This is a genomic window from Kaistella sp. CFF1-2, from assembly GCF_059509915.1.
Genome location: NZ_JCAKLF010000003.1, coordinates 159506 through 176204, shown reverse-complemented (window position 1 = coordinate 176204; position 16699 = coordinate 159506). Strand labels below are relative to the sequence as shown.

General features: G+C 37.5%; 12 protein-coding genes. 4 read left to right on the top strand and 8 right to left on the bottom strand.

The window, feature by feature from the left end; all coding sequences use genetic code 11:
* Positions 1-29: 29 nt before the first annotated feature.
* The 5 genes from AC5XHR_RS10060 to AC5XHR_RS10040 all read right to left on the bottom strand — a co-directional run bounded on the left by AC5XHR_RS10060 (position 30) and on the right by AC5XHR_RS10040 (position 4456).
* Positions 30-266 (bottom strand): hypothetical protein, encoded by a 237-nt coding sequence (locus AC5XHR_RS10060; RefSeq protein ID WP_495950657.1) that lies wholly within the window; start codon positions 264-266, stop codon positions 30-32.
* A 52-nt stretch (positions 267-318) separates the two neighbouring features.
* Positions 319-585, bottom strand: coding sequence for a hypothetical protein (locus AC5XHR_RS10055; protein WP_495950656.1), 267 nt, complete (start codon positions 583-585; stop codon positions 319-321).
* A gap of 295 nt (positions 586-880) precedes the next feature.
* Positions 881-1618, bottom strand: coding sequence for a DUF3575 domain-containing protein (locus AC5XHR_RS10050; RefSeq protein WP_495950655.1), 738 nt, complete (start codon positions 1616-1618; stop codon positions 881-883).
* A 26-nt stretch (positions 1619-1644) separates the two neighbouring features.
* On the bottom strand, positions 1645-3081 hold the full coding sequence (locus AC5XHR_RS10045; RefSeq protein ID WP_495950654.1) for a T9SS type A sorting domain-containing protein: 1437 nt from the start codon (positions 3079-3081) through the stop codon (positions 1645-1647).
* Positions 3082-3178: 97 nt separating this feature from the next.
* Positions 3179-4456, bottom strand: a complete 1278-nt coding sequence (locus AC5XHR_RS10040; RefSeq protein WP_495950653.1) for an alkaline phosphatase family protein — start codon at positions 4454-4456, stop codon at positions 3179-3181.
* Positions 4457-4615: 159 nt separating this feature from the next.
* Between AC5XHR_RS10040 and AC5XHR_RS10035 the strand changes: the two genes are divergently transcribed.
* The 4 genes from AC5XHR_RS10035 to AC5XHR_RS10020 all read left to right on the top strand — a co-directional run bounded on the left by AC5XHR_RS10035 (position 4616) and on the right by AC5XHR_RS10020 (position 7841).
* Positions 4616-6076, top strand: a complete 1461-nt coding sequence (locus AC5XHR_RS10035; protein WP_495950652.1) for an alpha-amylase — start codon at positions 4616-4618, stop codon at positions 6074-6076.
* 130 nt (positions 6077-6206) lie between these two features.
* A complete protein-coding gene (locus AC5XHR_RS10030) occupies positions 6207-6479 on the top strand; it encodes a YHS domain-containing protein (RefSeq protein ID WP_495950651.1) in 273 nt (90 codons plus the stop codon).
* A 17-nt stretch (positions 6480-6496) separates the two neighbouring features.
* Positions 6497-7156, top strand: a complete 660-nt coding sequence (locus tag AC5XHR_RS10025) for an SCO family protein (RefSeq protein ID WP_495950650.1) — start codon at positions 6497-6499, stop codon at positions 7154-7156.
* 13 nt (positions 7157-7169) lie between these two features.
* Entirely contained in the window at positions 7170-7841 is a 672-nt protein-coding gene (locus tag AC5XHR_RS10020) for a superoxide dismutase (protein WP_495950649.1), read from the top strand.
* A gap of 75 nt (positions 7842-7916) precedes the next feature.
* Here AC5XHR_RS10020 and AC5XHR_RS10015 read toward each other — a convergent pair whose 3' ends face one another.
* From AC5XHR_RS10015 to rpoB, 3 genes are all read right to left on the bottom strand, one after another.
* Positions 7917-8222 carry a DUF3467 domain-containing protein gene (locus tag AC5XHR_RS10015; RefSeq protein ID WP_495950648.1) on the bottom strand — a complete coding sequence of 102 codons (306 nt, stop codon included), beginning with the start codon at positions 8220-8222 and terminating at the stop codon, positions 7917-7919.
* Between the two features lie 90 nt (positions 8223-8312).
* Positions 8313-12578 (bottom strand): DNA-directed RNA polymerase subunit beta', encoded by a 4266-nt coding sequence (gene rpoC, locus AC5XHR_RS10010; protein WP_495950647.1) that lies wholly within the window; start codon positions 12576-12578, stop codon positions 8313-8315.
* An 89-nt stretch (positions 12579-12667) separates the two neighbouring features.
* Entirely contained in the window at positions 12668-16489 is a 3822-nt protein-coding gene (gene rpoB, locus AC5XHR_RS10005; protein ID WP_495950646.1) for a DNA-directed RNA polymerase subunit beta, read from the bottom strand.
* Positions 16490-16699 lie beyond the last annotated feature (210 nt).

Here is a 16699-nt window from a genome sequence, read left to right as displayed (position 1 = left end):
ATTTTTCTATTCTTAATTATTAACAAAACTTAATTCATATAAATACCATGTGACGCATAAACGGATCGAATACCTCTAATATAAGAATAGCATTGTGACATCGTATCCGTTGTTGTTGTATAAACAGTTTCATGGACACTTCCATTGGAGCTCACCTGTCTAACTCTAAATGTACACGAAACCTTTTTAACGGAATCTTTAGAATTAAAAAGTAACTTCTTAGGTGCAACTTTTCCATTACTTGCAAATGCAGTTGTACCTAACATAGCTGTAGCTATTAAACTAAAAAATAATTTTTTCATTTTTATTCAATTTTATTTAATTAAGTGGAAAACCAGCAGTCTCCCAAGCATCTCTTATTCCTTTAATATAAGCGTGACAGTCTGACATTGTATCGGAAGTCGTCGTATACACCCATGTATGAGTTTGACCACCTAATGTATGGAGTACTCTAAATGTACATCTCACTTTCAAACCAGTATTTTCAACTTTTAAAATGGTGACTTGCGCATTTTCATTTTTTTTCACTTCTTTAACTTCTGGTGTTGCTGCAAAAGAAGTTGCAGAAATCATAACCGTTGCCATAAGGCCAAAAATTAATTTTTTCATCAGATCTTTTTTTTAATTGTTAATTATAATGCTAAAGTCCAACTTTACAATGAAAAGTAAAATAAGGAATCCATATTCGTTAACGAGAAAATCAATATTCGCATGAGTTTGGGCAATATTCGTAAATAGATTCAATTTTAAGTCACATTAAAAAACAATCGCCTTCCCGTTGGGAAGGCGACTGCTTTTTACTAGAGTACGTAATGATATTTCATCTTATGAAAAAACTATAATGCACGTTGAAAATTGGACACTCTAGCAAAATAGCGATTTAGAAACGATAACCGAACGAAAGTCCAGATCGTAAACCAGCCCAAGGGCCGTCTATTTTCACTTTTCCTCCATTGGCATTAACTTCGGTTGTGTATTTAATTACAGGAATATCCAAATCTTCGATTTCCGTTTTCAAAGCTTGTTGTTCATCCGGTGTTAGGGTTCTGGAAGTCACACCTACAAGGTCTCCTTTTCCTTTTCCGTAATGACCACCAACGATCCAAAAATCAAGAACCCAGTTCTTATTTTTCCCTAATAGCCACTGATTTCCGATCATTAAACCAGCAGAATTTGCTTTAACATCACCATTCATTTTAACGGGAATCGTTTCCGTTGTTGATGTATTTGGATCAGAATATTCAAATTCATAGGTGAAACCATCAATTTTTAAATTCGAATTTCGATAATATGGTGCTAAATAAAATCCACTATTCGGATTTTTACCGAAATACACTCGAAATTCTAAGGTAAACGCATTACTGGAAACTTGAATATCTTTAAATTCTTCTAAATCTTCATCACTTAGAAATGTTTTCACCATCGGTATATCTCCTTTTCCCACAATATTGTACCCAACATTCACGGCAAACCGATCATTAATAGCTCGTTCATACGTCAGGTTAAAATTTCGAAAAGCAAAAGCCGTGACATTTGTTTTTACCGTGTTTTTAAGCGCTTGCGCTTGACCCATTGTCGCCAAAAATACGAAGACGACACTTAGATAATTTAATTTCATACTATTTGTTTTTTATACTTTCTAATTTACTTTTTCATCACTTTCATCGTTTTAGAATTGGCTACCTTCAGCATATAAGTTCCTTTTTCCAAATCCCGAATATCTATGGAATTATCGGCCGAAAGTATACCTTTTTTCATAATTTTTCCACTTAAATCAAAAAGTTGAAACTCCTTATTATTTGACTCCAACCCTTTAATTTTAATAAAATCACTTGTTGGATTCGGAACTATTTTCAACCCAAAAACCTCTGAGTTTTTCACCCCTAAAGTTCCTCCAAGTTTAAATAAACTATATAATTTAGAATCTGAATCCGAATTTTTAGTTGTTAATAGCATCAGCTGATTGTCATTTGTTTTTTCTAAACCAGAATAATCTTCACCAGTGAAGGTCTGAGATCCGTAATTGCGTTCCCAAACGGTATCCCCAATATTATCCAACTTTTTTAAGAAAACAGAGGTCATTGTGACGTTACTTGCATTGGATTTTGTTGAATAACCCAATGTATACTGCAAAGGCGAAAACTCAATAATTTTAACGTCATCAACACGATTACCAGTTTGTAAAGCGAATATTTTTCTCCAAACTTCGTTTCCTGAATTATCGATTTTCACGGCAAACAAATTATCCTTATCTGATAACCCCATATAATACGACCCAGCCAAAACATAATCACCAGCTGAGTTCTGAATCATATGATACGAAATCGTTGTATTATCGGTTGCTGGAGAGAAATCTAGTTCTCTTTCCCAAACAGGATTCCTATTGCTATCAAATTTCTTCAGTAAGGTGGTTGCTTTACCTTCTGTATCCTCAACTTCAATCGCAAGAAGGTATCCTCCATCCGCCGTTGCTAGTATTTCATAAGGATACATTTCCAAAGTCATTGGAATTAGTTTAGACCAAACTTGATTTCCATTTAAATCATACGCAGCGAAAAAATAACCATATTCCGTTTCAAACTCATCCGTATAGTTACCCGTAACAAGTAAACTTGATCCGTCTAAACTAGATATTAAGTTGTTAAAATAAGCCACATAATTTGGGACACCCAACTCTTTTCGCCATAGTAGATTTCCACTACCATCCAGCTTGGTTAGATGCGAACTAAAATCATTCTGATTGTTATCTGGATAACTATCAAAAAGGGCAAAAATATTGGAATTTGAGTCAATAGATATTCCAGAAAGATAATAGGAATTTGTTTCCTGAAAATAGGTTTTTTGCCACATCAAATTTCCAGAAGCATCCGTTCGTACTAGTTCGACTTTAGGGGAATTTGTTGTATGATTCAACCTTCCACCAATCAGAAAACCTCCGTCTGGAAACTTAGTTAAAGATTCGGCGTCTGAATAAGTACTTGTCGTTCCATAATCTTTCGACCAGGAGATTCCAGGCGGTTCGTTTTGCGCATGGACAAACAGTACATAAAGCACAAGAAATAAAGAATAAAAATGTTTCATGGTTTTAGTTTTTTAAGGTTATCCTCAAATGTAACCACGAAATTGATGTCAAAAAATACCTATTATGGGTAGTTTTCTCCACAAAACACTTTAAAATCTACTTTTTCAACGTCTTTTCTAAAACTTTCTGCTTGCCATCAATGTTCTTTGGAAGTGGCAATCCTAAAACCTCAGCAACAAGAGGATAAACATTGACATTTCTAAACTCATCGATAAACAAACCTTTTTGAAATGCAGGACCCCAAGCATAAAAAACGGCTTTCATTTCCGGAACTTTTTTCGGGTCGTACCCATGTTTTCCTACGGTTGTTTTCTTTCCTTTTTCTAAGAAAATCTTGGGTGCTTTGGGAACTAATATGATTTGACCAATTCGTTGAAAAGTATCGTCTTTAAAACCATAATGTAGCTTTCGTGGGAAACGCTTGTTCAAATACACTTTATAATCCTCGTTCGCATTTTTCTTTAACTGACGAAAAGTAAGCTTTACATCCATTGGATTTTTTACGAAAACGCGGAGTAGCGTTTGCCCATTAAAAAACTGATATTTGGACTGATCTGCTAGAATTTCTGGAATTTCAATTGGATTGTCTTTATCCACACTCAACATTCCATGATCGGAAACAAAAATAAAATTTACATTCTGCAATCCCAAAGCGTTTACCTCTTCCACCAACTTTCCTATCGCTGCATCTACAAGCTTTACCGCGTTCTTCGTCTCAGAAGCTTCGGGACCAAAATGATGCCCTGCTCCATCTACTTCGGGAAAATAAAGCGCTATAAAATGCGGTCTTTTCTCTTCGGGTAATTTCAACCAATTAACCACTTTCGCTACCTTTTCATTGGGCGTAAATTTTTCGTGATATGGATAATAATACGTTGGCCTAGCGCCTCCAGCATCACTCGCCGACCCTACCCATTGTAGCGATGCGGAAATTATTTGATTTTTTTCGGCTAGTGCCCAAAGTGGCGTTCCTCCATACCAAGAACCGTCTTCAACAACCTCTGTCTTATTCATAAAATAGACGGCTTGCTTTTTTGGATCATAAAAGAAATTATCCACCAAACCATGATGGGAAGGATACATTCCTGTAATTAAAGACCAATGATTTGGAAATGTAATGCTTGGAAAACTAGGAAGCATGGCTTTCGCTTGAACTCCTTGCGAACCCAATCTCAAAACGTTTTCTGCTCCATATTTTTTCGAATAATCCGATCGGTAACCATCAGCGGAAATCATAATTACATACGGTTTTTGCATTGCTTCAACACTATTCACGCGATCTGGAACCACGCGTTGCGCCGTGTCAATGGGTTTTGTTTGACCATAAACCAAAGAAAAACAAATCATCACCAATAATAAAAAGAACTTCTTCATATCAAATAACTTCTCCCAAAGATACAGGAGAAAATTGAAATTAAAATACGCATATAGGAACTTCTGCCTATGAATTATATAAAAGTCTCAAAATTTCTCAAAATAAGTAGGAATTATAGAATGTTATCTTTGTTTAAATCAAATACAATGAATGCAACCATGATACAGTTTTTCCATTGGTACAGCGATGGAAATCAGTTTTACAACCATGTAGAGGAACAAATCGAGTTTTTAAAAGAATTAGGAATCACTGCTATTTGGCTTCCTCCAGCGTACAAATGTAATGCGGGCGGTTATTCTGTTGGCTATGACCCATACGATTTGTTTGATCTTGGTGAGTTCGATCAGAAAGGAAGTATTCCGACAAAGTATGGGACGAAAGATCAGTATATTAATTGTACAAAAAAAATTCAAGAAAACGGAATTTCAGTTATCGTAGATATCGTTCTCAATCATAAAGCCGGTGGAGATGAAAAAGAAAAGTTTACTGTAGTAAAAACAGATGAAAGTAATCGAGAAAGACCTATTTCAGATCCGTTTGAAATAGAAAGTTTTACGAAATTCACTTTCCCTGGACGAAATAAAACCTATTCCGATTTTGAATGGAACTTCACTTGTTTTTCTGGTGTTGATTACGCTGAGGGACAAGAACAAGGTATTTTCAGGATTGTTAATGATTATGGTGATAAATGGGATGAAATGATTAGTGATGAAAAAGGAAATTATGATTATTTAATGTACAACGATATTGAACATCGAAATCCTTTTGTTCGTGAAGAGTTGAATCATTGGGCAAATTGGTATCACGATATAATCCAATTTGATGGTGTGAGATTAGATGCAGTAAAGCATATTTCGTACGACTTCTATAAAGAATGGTTGCAGCTATTACGCTCTAATTCTGGGAAAAACATTTTTGCAGTTGGAGAGTATTGGGCACCTGGTCAATTAGATTTGCTAGTAAACTACATCGCTGCTACTGAAGGAAACATGTCCTTATTTGATAGTTCTTTACATCACCATTTCCATACAGCATCCAATTCCGGTTCTGCTTTCAATTTACGAACCATCTTTGATGATACATTAACCAAAGTTGACCCAGTACATTCTGTAACTGTAGTAGATAATCACGACACGCAACCACTTCAACAGCTGGAAGCTCCTGTGGAATATTGGTTCAAACCTTTAGCATACGCGTTAATTCTACTTCGTCAAGAAGGCTATCCATGTATTTTTTACCCTGATTTGTTTGGCGCACATTATAAAGATCATGATAAAGAAGGTAATGAGCAAGAAATATTCCTAGATAAGGTTGACGGAATCGAAAACTTATTGAGAGCTAGAAAAATGTATGCCTATGGAAAACAAAGAGATTATTTTGAAGATGCAAATTGTCTAGGTTGGGTTCGCGAAGGTGACGAAAACCATAAAGGTTGCGCCGTTGTCCTTTCAAACAAAGATGCGTATCAAAAGCCTATGGAAATGGGAAGAAACTATTCGGGACAACTATTTTATGATTTCCTACAACGAACGGAAGAAACGGTAGCAATAGACGAAAATGGTTGGGGAGACTTCCCCGTTCCTGCAGGTAATGTAAGTGTTTTTGTTCCCAAAAATTAACTTTTATTTAACCCTAACATACTCGTAACACTAAGGTCCTTTTGGTTAATATTCCCTATATTTGTTGAACACGGATGCATTTCTGCATTTTAATTTTAGTCTTTTACAAGACTTATTTCAATCAAGTTTTATGAAAAAGTTTCTTTTTATTTGTTCACTTATTTTAGTTTCTGCTTCTATGAATTCGCAGCAAAAAGCACCGCAAACTTCATCTCCTAAAAAGCAGACGACGACTAAAAAAACGAAAATCGTCAATGCGATTGATCCTATTTGCGACATGAAAACAAATGAAAACACAACGGAAACCGTTGCTTACAAAGGGAAAACTTATGGTTTTTGCAGTAAACATTGCAAAACGGAATTCGCTAAAAACCCCGAAAAATATTTGAAGAAAAAAGACTAATGTCTCAAAAATCGACCTTGTCAAAACGCATATTGCCCTTTCTACTATTGGCAGGGATTGGGTTGCTTGTATTTTTTGGAAAACGATATTTCCAAAAAGAACTCTTTACGGTGATGGATGTTCCTAGCTTTTCATTAACGGATCAAAATGGGAAAACCATTACCAACAAAGACATGCTAGGAAAAGTGTATGTTGTTGAGTTTTTCTTCAGCACCTGTCCAACGATTTGCCCTGTGATGAATCGTAATATTCGGCATATCGATCAAGAAATTAACAATCCAAACTTTGGTGTGATTTCGATTTCGATTGATCCTGAAAAAGACACGGCAGAACGTTTGAAAAAGCATGCCGATAGTTTAGGAATCAAAAATCCGAATTGGCATTTTCTTACTGGAGACCGTAAATATATTGGAAAAATCGCTGATGAGTTTGATATTTACGTCGGTAAAGATGAAAGCGGCGCCGAAAGTTTAAACCACAGCGGAATGTTTGCTTTGGTAGATAAAAAAGGAAAGCTACGATGTCGTTTTGATGAGAATAACCAGCCTATTTTGTATTATTCTGGATTGAATTATTCGGATGCAAAAGGCGAAGAATCCCAACTGGATGGAAAATATCATCCTGATCGCGAAAAGTTGATTCAGGATATCCATACCTTATTAAAAGAGTCTAATTAAAATAATAAAAGTTATGAACGTTTTTAAAATCACAACTTTAGCTGCACTATTCGTTGCACAAGGTGTTTTTGCACAATTTAGTCAAACCCCATTGAAGTACGCATACAATGCATTAGAAGGGTCTATTGATGCCCAAACGATGGAGATTCATTACTCCAAACATGCGGCGGGTTACATGAACAATCTGAATAAAGCTGTTGCGGGAACTCCACAAGAAAAAGAATCGATAGAAGCGATCTTAGGGAAGATTTCGACGCTAAGTCCAGCAATTCGTAACAACGCAGGTGGACATTACAACCACGAGTTGTTTTGGACGATTTTAACGCCACAGAAAAATACGCAACCGTCGGCTAAACTTGCTGCAGCCATTAAAACTCAATTTGGTGACCTCACTAAACTAAAAGAGCAGTTGAGCAAAGCTGGAGCGGACCGTTTTGGTTCTGGTTGGGCTTGGTTATCGGTTGATGGATCGGGGAAATTAGTTGTTTCTTCAACAGCCAATCAAGATAATCCGTTGATGGATTTGGCGGAAGTGAAAGGAACTCCGATTCTAGGAATTGATGTTTGGGAACATGCCTATTATTTAAAATATCAAAACAAAAGAGCCGATTATCTTACTGCTTTTTGGAATGTCGTAGATTGGAACGAAGTTTCAAAACGTTATGAAAATGCTTTGAAGAAGTAAAAACTTCACAAATTAAAACAATAAAAAATCCCGACCATTGGTCGGGATTTCTTGTATCTTGAAACAAAGATCCAATTACGCTTGTACGTTGTTTCCACCTAATACGAACGGCTCAACTTCTTTGATTTCTCCGAATTGTTGCTCGTAGTTAGCGATATTTTGCTGAAGTGCAGCCAAAACTCTCTTCGCGTGAAGAGGAGCCAAGATTACTCTTGATCTTACGTTAGCTTGTTGTACACCTGGCATTAACTGGATGAAATCCAATACGAATTCTGATGGAGAATTGTTAACCAAAGCAAGGTTACAATAAACACCTGCAGCTACCATTTCGTTCAATTGAATGTTAATGTTGTTTGGATCTTGATTTTGATTGTTGTCCATTTTAATTTTTTTTTATTGTTTAAAGTTGATAGTTTCAGGTTTGCAAGATAAAACTTTAGACTTGAAACCTGAAACTAAAAACCAACTATTTTAGTTAATATCTTCGAACTCTTTTTTAGAGCCTACGATCACATTCTGGTAGTCTTTAAGACCTGTTCCCGCAGGGATTCTGTGTCCTACGATAACGTTTTCTTTCAGACCTCCTAAGTAATCTACCTTACCAGAAACCGCCGCTTCGTTAAGAACTTTGGTTGTTTCTTGGAATGATGCAGCAGACATGAATGATTTCGTTTGTAGAGCGGCTCTTGTAATCCCTTGCAATACCGGCGTAGCCGTTGCAGGAAGTGCTTCTCTCACTTCAACGATTTGCAAATCTTCACGCTTCAATTTCGAGTTTTCGTCTCTCAATTCTCTTGCTGTGATCATTTGACCTGGTTTGAAAACTTTAGAATCTCCAGCTTCCATAACTACTTTCAATCCGAATACTCGGTTGTTTTCGTCTAAGAAATCGTATTTGTGCTCTAAAGCTGCTTCCAAGAACTGAGTATCTCCTCCATCAACAATCGAAACTTTAGTCATCATCTGACGAACGATAATTTCGAAGTGTTTATCATCAATTTTTACCCCTTGCAAACGATATACATCTTGAATTTCGTTTACTAAGTATTCTTGTACCGCAGTTGGGCCTTTAATTCTTAAGATATCGTCTGGCGTGATAGAACCATCAGACAATGGCGATCCCGCTCTTACGAAGTCATTCTCTTGAACTAGAATCTGGTTTGATAATTTAACTAAGTAAATTTTTCTCTCCCCAGTTTTCGCCTCAACGATCAATTCACGGTTACCTCTCTTGATTTTACCGTAAGAAACTACACCATCGATTTCTGTTACTACAGCTGGGTTTGATGGGTTACGAGCTTCGAATAATTCGGTAACTCTTGGAAGACCTCCGGTGATATCCCCTGCTTTTGCAGATTTTCTTGGGATTTTGATTAAGACTTTACCCGCCTTAATTTTTTCACCATCGTTAACCATTAAGTGAGCTCCTACTGGTAAGTTGTATGCTTTTTGTTCAACACCTTTAGCATCAACAACCTTTAATGTAGGAACGGCTTTCTTATTTCTAGATTCTGAGATTACTTTCTCTTCGAAACCGGTTTGTTCATCAATTTCCAATTGGAAAGATACCCCTTGGATAATATCCTCGTATTCTACTTTACCTGCAGTTTCTGCAATGATAACCGCGTTATACGGATCCCACTTACAGATAAGGTCACCTTTGCTTACTTTGTCTCCAGGTTTTACTGCTAAGATAGCACCGTAAGGTACGTTAGCAATCATCAATGGAGTTCTAGCCGCATTATCAGCAACCAAACGGAATTCTGTAGAACGAGAAACAACAACCTCCGCTTTGTTTCCGTTTTCATCTTCAGAAGTAATTGTTCTTACTTCATCCATTTCTACAATACCGTCTCTTTTTGCAACGATAGAAGGGTTTTCTGAGATGTTACCCGCTGTACCCCCTTGGTGGAAGGTTCTCAACGTTAACTGAGTTCCTGGTTCCCCGATGGATTGTGCTGCGATTACACCAACAGCTTCTCCCATATGGATCATCTTACCAGTTGCTAAGTTTCTACCGTAACATTTCGCACAGATACCTTTTCTAGCTTCACAAGTAAGAGGTGAACGTACTTCTACAGCTTCGATACCTGCTGCTTCAATAGCTTTTGCAAGTTGTTCGTTAATCAAATCACCAGAGTGAACGATTACTGCATCCGATTCTGGATCGTAAATATCATGAAGTGAAATTCTACCTAAGATTCTTTCAGAGATTTTTTCAACAATCTCGTCATTTTTCTTCAAAGCCGTAACTTCTGTACCTCTCAAAGTTCCACAGTCTGCTTCTGTAATGATTACATCCTGAGCAACGTCTACCAAACGACGAGTAAGGTAACCCGCATCGGCAGTTTTAAGAGCGGTATCCGCAAGACCTTTACGAGCACCGTGAGTTGAGATAAAGTATTCTAAGATGGAAAGACCTTCTTTAAAGTTCGCTACAATTGGGTTTTCGATAATCTCTGCTCCAACTGCACCTGCTTTTTGTGGTTTTGCCATCAAACCTCTCATCCCTGATAACTGACGAATCTGTTCTTTGGAACCCCTCGCACCAGAATCAAGCATCATGTACACAGAGTTGAAACCACCTTGATCGGATTTCATTCTGCTCATGATCATCTCTGTTAAACTAGCGTTGGTGTTCGTCCAAACGTCAATTACTTGGTTATAACGTTCTGTATCGGTAATAAGACCCATGTTATAGTTCGCCTTGATTTCGTCTACTGTTTCTACAGCTTTCGCGATCATGGTTTTCTTTTCTGCTGGAACTACGATATCACTTAATGAGAACGAAAGTCCACCTTTAAATGCGTTCGTATATCCTAAGTCTTTCATGTCATCCAAGAACTTCACTGTTGTAGGGAAATCCGTGTCTGCAAGAATTCTACCGATAACGTTTCTAAGAGATTTCTTAGTTAACAATTCATCAATATAACCTACTTGTTTAGGTACGATTTGATTGAAGATAATTCTACCAACGGTTGTTTCAATTACTTTAGAAACTAACTCACCATCTACCTTAACAGGAAGTTTACATTTTACTTTAGCATTCAAAGAAACTTGTCCTTCAGCGTAAGCAATTTCTGCTTCTTCTGGAGAATAGAAAGCAAGACCTTCACCTTTAACTTTCATAGTTTCTGTAGAATCCAATTGTTTTGTCATGAAGTATAGACCCAAAACCATGTCCTGAGAAGGTACCGTAATTGGAGAACCGTTCGCAGGGTTTAGGATGTTTTGAGAACCTAACATCAATAACTGAGCTTCCAAAATTGCTTCTGGACCTAAAGGTAAGTGTACCGCCATCTGGTCACCATCGAAATCGGCGTTGAAAGCCGTTGTTACCAATGGGTGAAGTTGGATTGCTTTACCTTCAATCATCTTAGGCTGGAATGCTTGGATACCCAAACGGTGAAGCGTAGGTGCTCTGTTCAAAAGAACTGGGTGACCTTTCATCACGTTTTCTAGGATATCATAAACTACAGGCTCTTTTCTGTCGATGATTCTCTTAGCAGACTTCACTGTTTTTACAATTCCTCTTTCAATTAGTTTTCTAATGATAAATGGTTTGTAAAGTTCAGCTGCCATATCTTTTGGAAGACCACACTCGTGCAATTGTAGGCTAGGTCCAACGACAATTACCGAACGAGCTGAGTAGTCAACCCTTTTACCTAATAAGTTTTGACGGAAACGACCTTGCTTCCCTTTCAATGAATCTGAAAGTGATTTCAGTGGTCTGTTTGATTCCGACTTAACTGCAGAAGATTTTCTTGTGTTATCGAACAATGAATCTACCGCTTCTTGAAGCATACGCTTCTCATTACGAAGGATTACTTCTGGAGCTTTGATCTCCAATAGTCTCTTCAAACGGTTGTTTCTGATGATTACTCTTCTATAAAGGTCATTCAAATCCGAAGTTGCGAAACGTCCTCCATCAAGTGGAACTAACGGTCTCAATTCTGGTGGAATAACTGGAAGAACTCTCATGATCATCCACTCTGGTTTGTTGATCATTCTTGTATTAGCACCTCTCAATGCTTCAACAATATTTAATCTTTTAAGAGCTTCTGTTCTTCTTTGTTTAGAACCCTCATTGTGAGCTTTGTGTCTCAAATCGAAAGACAAAGCATCCAAATCAATTCTTCTTAGCAATTCTTCAACCGCTTCTGCACCCATCTTCGCGATGAATTTATTCGGGTCTGAATCGTCTAAGTATTGGTTTTCAACTGGAAGCGTTTCCAATACGTCCAAATATTCTTCTTCAGTAAGGAACTCTTTGTCTTCGAAGTCTGATCCGTCTGCTTTTTTAGCAATACCTTGCTGGATAACGACATATCTTTCGTAATAGATAATCATATCCAATTTCTTAGAAGGCAATCCTAAAAGGTACCCAATTTTGTTAGGCAACGAACGGAAATACCAGATATGAGCAACCGGAACTACTAGGCCAATATGCCCAATACGCTCACGTCTTACTTTTTTCTCGGTAACTTCTACCCCACAACGGTCACAAACGATACCTTTATAACGGATTCTCTTATACTTTCCGCAGGCACATTCGTAATCTTTTACAGGACCGAAGATTTTTTCACAGAACAAACCATCTCTTTCTGGCTTATGCGTTCTATAGTTAATCGTTTCCGGCTTTAAAACTTCTCCATTAGACTCCTGAAGGATAGACTCTGGTGAAGCTAAACCGATGGTGATTTTAGTAAATCTACTTGATTTATTTTTATTTGACATTTGTTTAATTTTAGATTAAAAGATTAAGAGATTTGAGACTTGAGACCTTTTATTGGTCTCCTATCTCATGTCTTTAAGTCTCTAGTCAATTATTCCTCTAGTCTTACGTCTAATCCAAGACCTTGCAACTCGTGAAGTAATACATTGAAAGATTCTGGGATACCAGGTTCTGGCATTGATTCTCCTTTTGCAATTGCTTCATACGTTTTCGCTCTACCAATCACGTCATCCGACTTCACGGTTAAGATTTCTCTCAAGATGTTCGATGCTCCAAATGCTTCTAGTGCCCAAACCTCCATCTCTCCGAAACGCTGACCACCGAATTGTGCTTTACCACCTAACGGCTGTTGCGTAATCAACGAGTATGGTCCGATTGAACGCGCGTGCATCTTATCATCAACCATGTGTCCTAACTTCAACATGTAGATTACCCCAACCGTTGCAGGCTGTGTAAATCTCTCTCCAGTACCACCATCGTAAAGGTGTGTATTTCCGAATTTCGGAAGTCCAGCCTTCTCAGTGTACTCCGTGATTTGGTCAAGATCTGCACCGTCGAAAATTGGTGTTGCAAATTTCAATCCTAGTTTTTGACCTGCCCAACCTAAAACGGTTTCGTAGATCTGACCAATGTTCATACGAGAAGGTACCCCAAGTGGATTCAATACGATATCTACTGGTGTTCCGTCTTCTAAGAACGGCATATCTTCCTGACGAACAATACGTGACACGATACCTTTGTTACCGTGACGTCCCGCCATCTTATCTCCTACATTCAGCTTACGCTTTTTCGCGATATACACTTTTGCCAACTTCATGATACCTGCTGGTAGCTCATCCCCGATAGAAATTGCGAATTTCTCACGGTTTTTGATCCCTGCGATATCGTTGTACTTGATCTTATAGTTGTGAATTAATTGTTTGATTAATTCGTTTTTGTCATTATCAACCGTCCAATCTGAACCGCTGATGTTTACATAATCTTCAACAGATTGAAGAAGTTTCAGTGTAAACTTCACTCCTTTTCCGATTGCTTCTTCTTGCAAATCGTTCATAACTCCTTGCGAAGTTTTTCCGTTTACAAGCGTAAGAAGTTTCTCGATTAACGTCGTACGAAGCTCGTCGAAAGTCGCTTTGTATTTGTTTTCAATCTCTTCAAGTTTCAACTTCTCTTCTGTTCTCTTCTTCTTGTCTTTGATGTTTCTAGCAAACAATTTCTTGTTGATAACCACACCTCTTAAAGAAGAATCTGCTTTTAATGATGCATCTTTTACATCACCTGCTTTATCACCGAAGATAGCACGAAGTAATTTTTCTTCTGGAGTTGGATCTGATTCTCCTTTTGGAGTAATCTTACCAATCATAATATCACCAGGCTTCACCTCTGCACCGATACGGATCATACCGTTTTCGTCAAGGTCTTTTGTAGCTTCTTCTGAAACGTTCGGGATATCCGCTGTCAATTCTTCCATACCTAATTTGGTATCACGAACTTCTAGTGAATATTCATCAACGTGGATCGAAGTAAACCAGTCTTCTCGAACAACTTTCTCGTTAATTACGATTGCATCCTCGAAGTTATACCCTTTCCAAGGCATGAAGGCTACTACTAAGTTTCTACCTAATGCTAATTCTCCGTTTTCAGTTGCGTATCCTTCGCAAAGAACCTGACCTTTCTCAACTGTATCACCCACTCTTACGATTGGCTTCAACGTAATTGTCGTAGACTGGTTGGTTTTTCTGAATTTTGGAAGTTTGTATTCTTTTGTTCCTGTTTCGAAAGAAACTAGATTTTCATCTTCGCTTCTGTCGTATTTGATAACAACTTTGTTTGCATCAACATACTCAACAGTACCATTTCCTTCAGCATTGATTAAGATTCTAGAATCTGCAGCAACTTGCTTTTCCAGACCAGTACCTACAATTGGAGCTTGCGCTTTCAATAATGGAACGGCCTGACGCATCATGTTAGATCCCATCAACGCACGGTTTGCATCATCATGCTCCAAGAATGGAATTAATGAAGCCGAAATACCAGAAATCTGGTTTGGTGCAACGTCGATAAGATCTACTTGTTGAGGCTCAACTACTGGATAATCTCCATCCAAACGAGCAATAACTCTATCTGTAGAGATGTTTCCATCCGCATCCATATCAACAATTGCTTGAGCAATTACTTTATCTTCTTCGTCTTCCGCATTTAAATAGATAGGATCTGCATCTAATTCTACTTTTCCATTTTCTACTTTTCTGTACGGCGTCTCAATGAATCCTAACGTGTTGATTTTCGCATAAATACCCAAAGAAGAGATCAAACCAATGTTTGGTCCTTCCGGAGTTTCAATCGGACAAATACGTCCGTAGTGCGTATGGTGAACGTCACGAACCTCAAAACCTGCTCTTTCTCTTGATAAACCACCAGGCCCTAATGCAGAAAGTCTACGCTTGTGCGTGATTTCTGAAAGTGGGTTGGTTTGGTCCATGAACTGAGATAGCTGGTTGGTACCAAAGAACGAGTTAATTACGGATGTTAATGTTTTGGCATTAACCAAGTCAACTGGTGTAAAGATTTCGTTATCACGAACGTTCATTCTCTCACGAATTGTTCTTGCAATTCTTGAAAGACCAACACCGAATTGTCCTGCTAACTGCTCACCAACCGTTTTAATTCTACGGTTTGATAAGTGATCGATATCGTCAACCTCTGCTTTAGAGTTTACCAATTCGATTAAGTGTCTTACGATCGCGATGATATCGTCTTTTGTAAGAACTTCTGTATCAACAGGAATATTAAGTCCTAATTTTTTATTTAATCTATAACGCCCAACTTCTCCTAATGAATAACGTTGTTCTGAGAAGAATAATTTTTCGATAATTCCTCTAGCCGTTTCTTCATCTGGCGGATCTGCATTTCTTAACTGACGATAGATATACTCTACAGCTTCTTTTTCAGAGTTTGTAGGGTCTTTTTGTAATGTATTTTGAATGATAGAGAACTCGTTAGAATTTTCTTTGTGAATCAAAATAGATTTCACACCAGAATCCAAAATCATATCAATATGTTCTTTTTCAAGAACCGTTTCACGATCTAAGATAATCTCGTTTCTTTCGATAGAAACTACCTCACCTGTATCTTCATCTACGAAATCCTCGAACCAAGTATTCAATACTCTCGCAGCCAATACTCTACCTTCAATTTTCTTCAACGCTGCTTTAGAAACTTTCACTTCTTCTGCAAGGTCGAAAATCTGAAGAATATCTTTATCAGACTCGTAACCAATAGCTCTTAACAATGTTGTAAGAGGTAATTTTTTCTTACGGTCGATATACGCATACATTACGTTGTTGATATCCGTTGTAAATTCCATCCAAGATCCTTTGAAAGGGATAATTCTTGAATAGTACAACTTCGTTCCGTTCGCGTGGTATGTTTGTCCAAAGAATACACCCGGAGATCTATGCAACTGTGTTACAATAACACGTTCTGCACCATTGATAATGAACGATCCACTTTGGGTCATATACGGTACTGGACCTAAATATACATCTTGGATAACGGTTTGGAAATCCTCGTGCTCAGGGTCTGTACAGTACAATTTCAATCTCGCTTTTAATGGAACCGAGTATGTTAAACCTCGCTCCACACACTCGTCAATTGAATAACGAGGTGAATCTACCAAGTAATCTAAAAACTCAAGTACGAACTGGTTTCTAGAATCCGTGATAGGGAAATTCTCTTGGAAAGTCTTGTATAGACCTTCGTTTGTTCTGTCATCTGGCAAGGTATCCAATTGGAAAAATTCCTTGAATGACTCAATCTGTACATCCAAAAAGTCTGGTGTTACCACCTTTCCTTTAGACGCAGAAAAGTTAATTCTTTGATTTTGCTGAGTTTTAGCAGTTGTCTTACTCATAAAATGTTTAGAAAGGGTTAAAAAATATTTTGATTTTCACTAAAAAATATCAGAAATAGAATGGAGAAAAAGAAAAAAAGAGGAAAGACTTTTGATTTTTGGCGCTATCAGAATTAGTCTTAGTTCTTGATTCTAGTTTCTTATTGCTAATTTCTAATTGCAACGCCGGTATATCTTTTCACGGAGTAGTGCAAAATATTTTCTTTATTT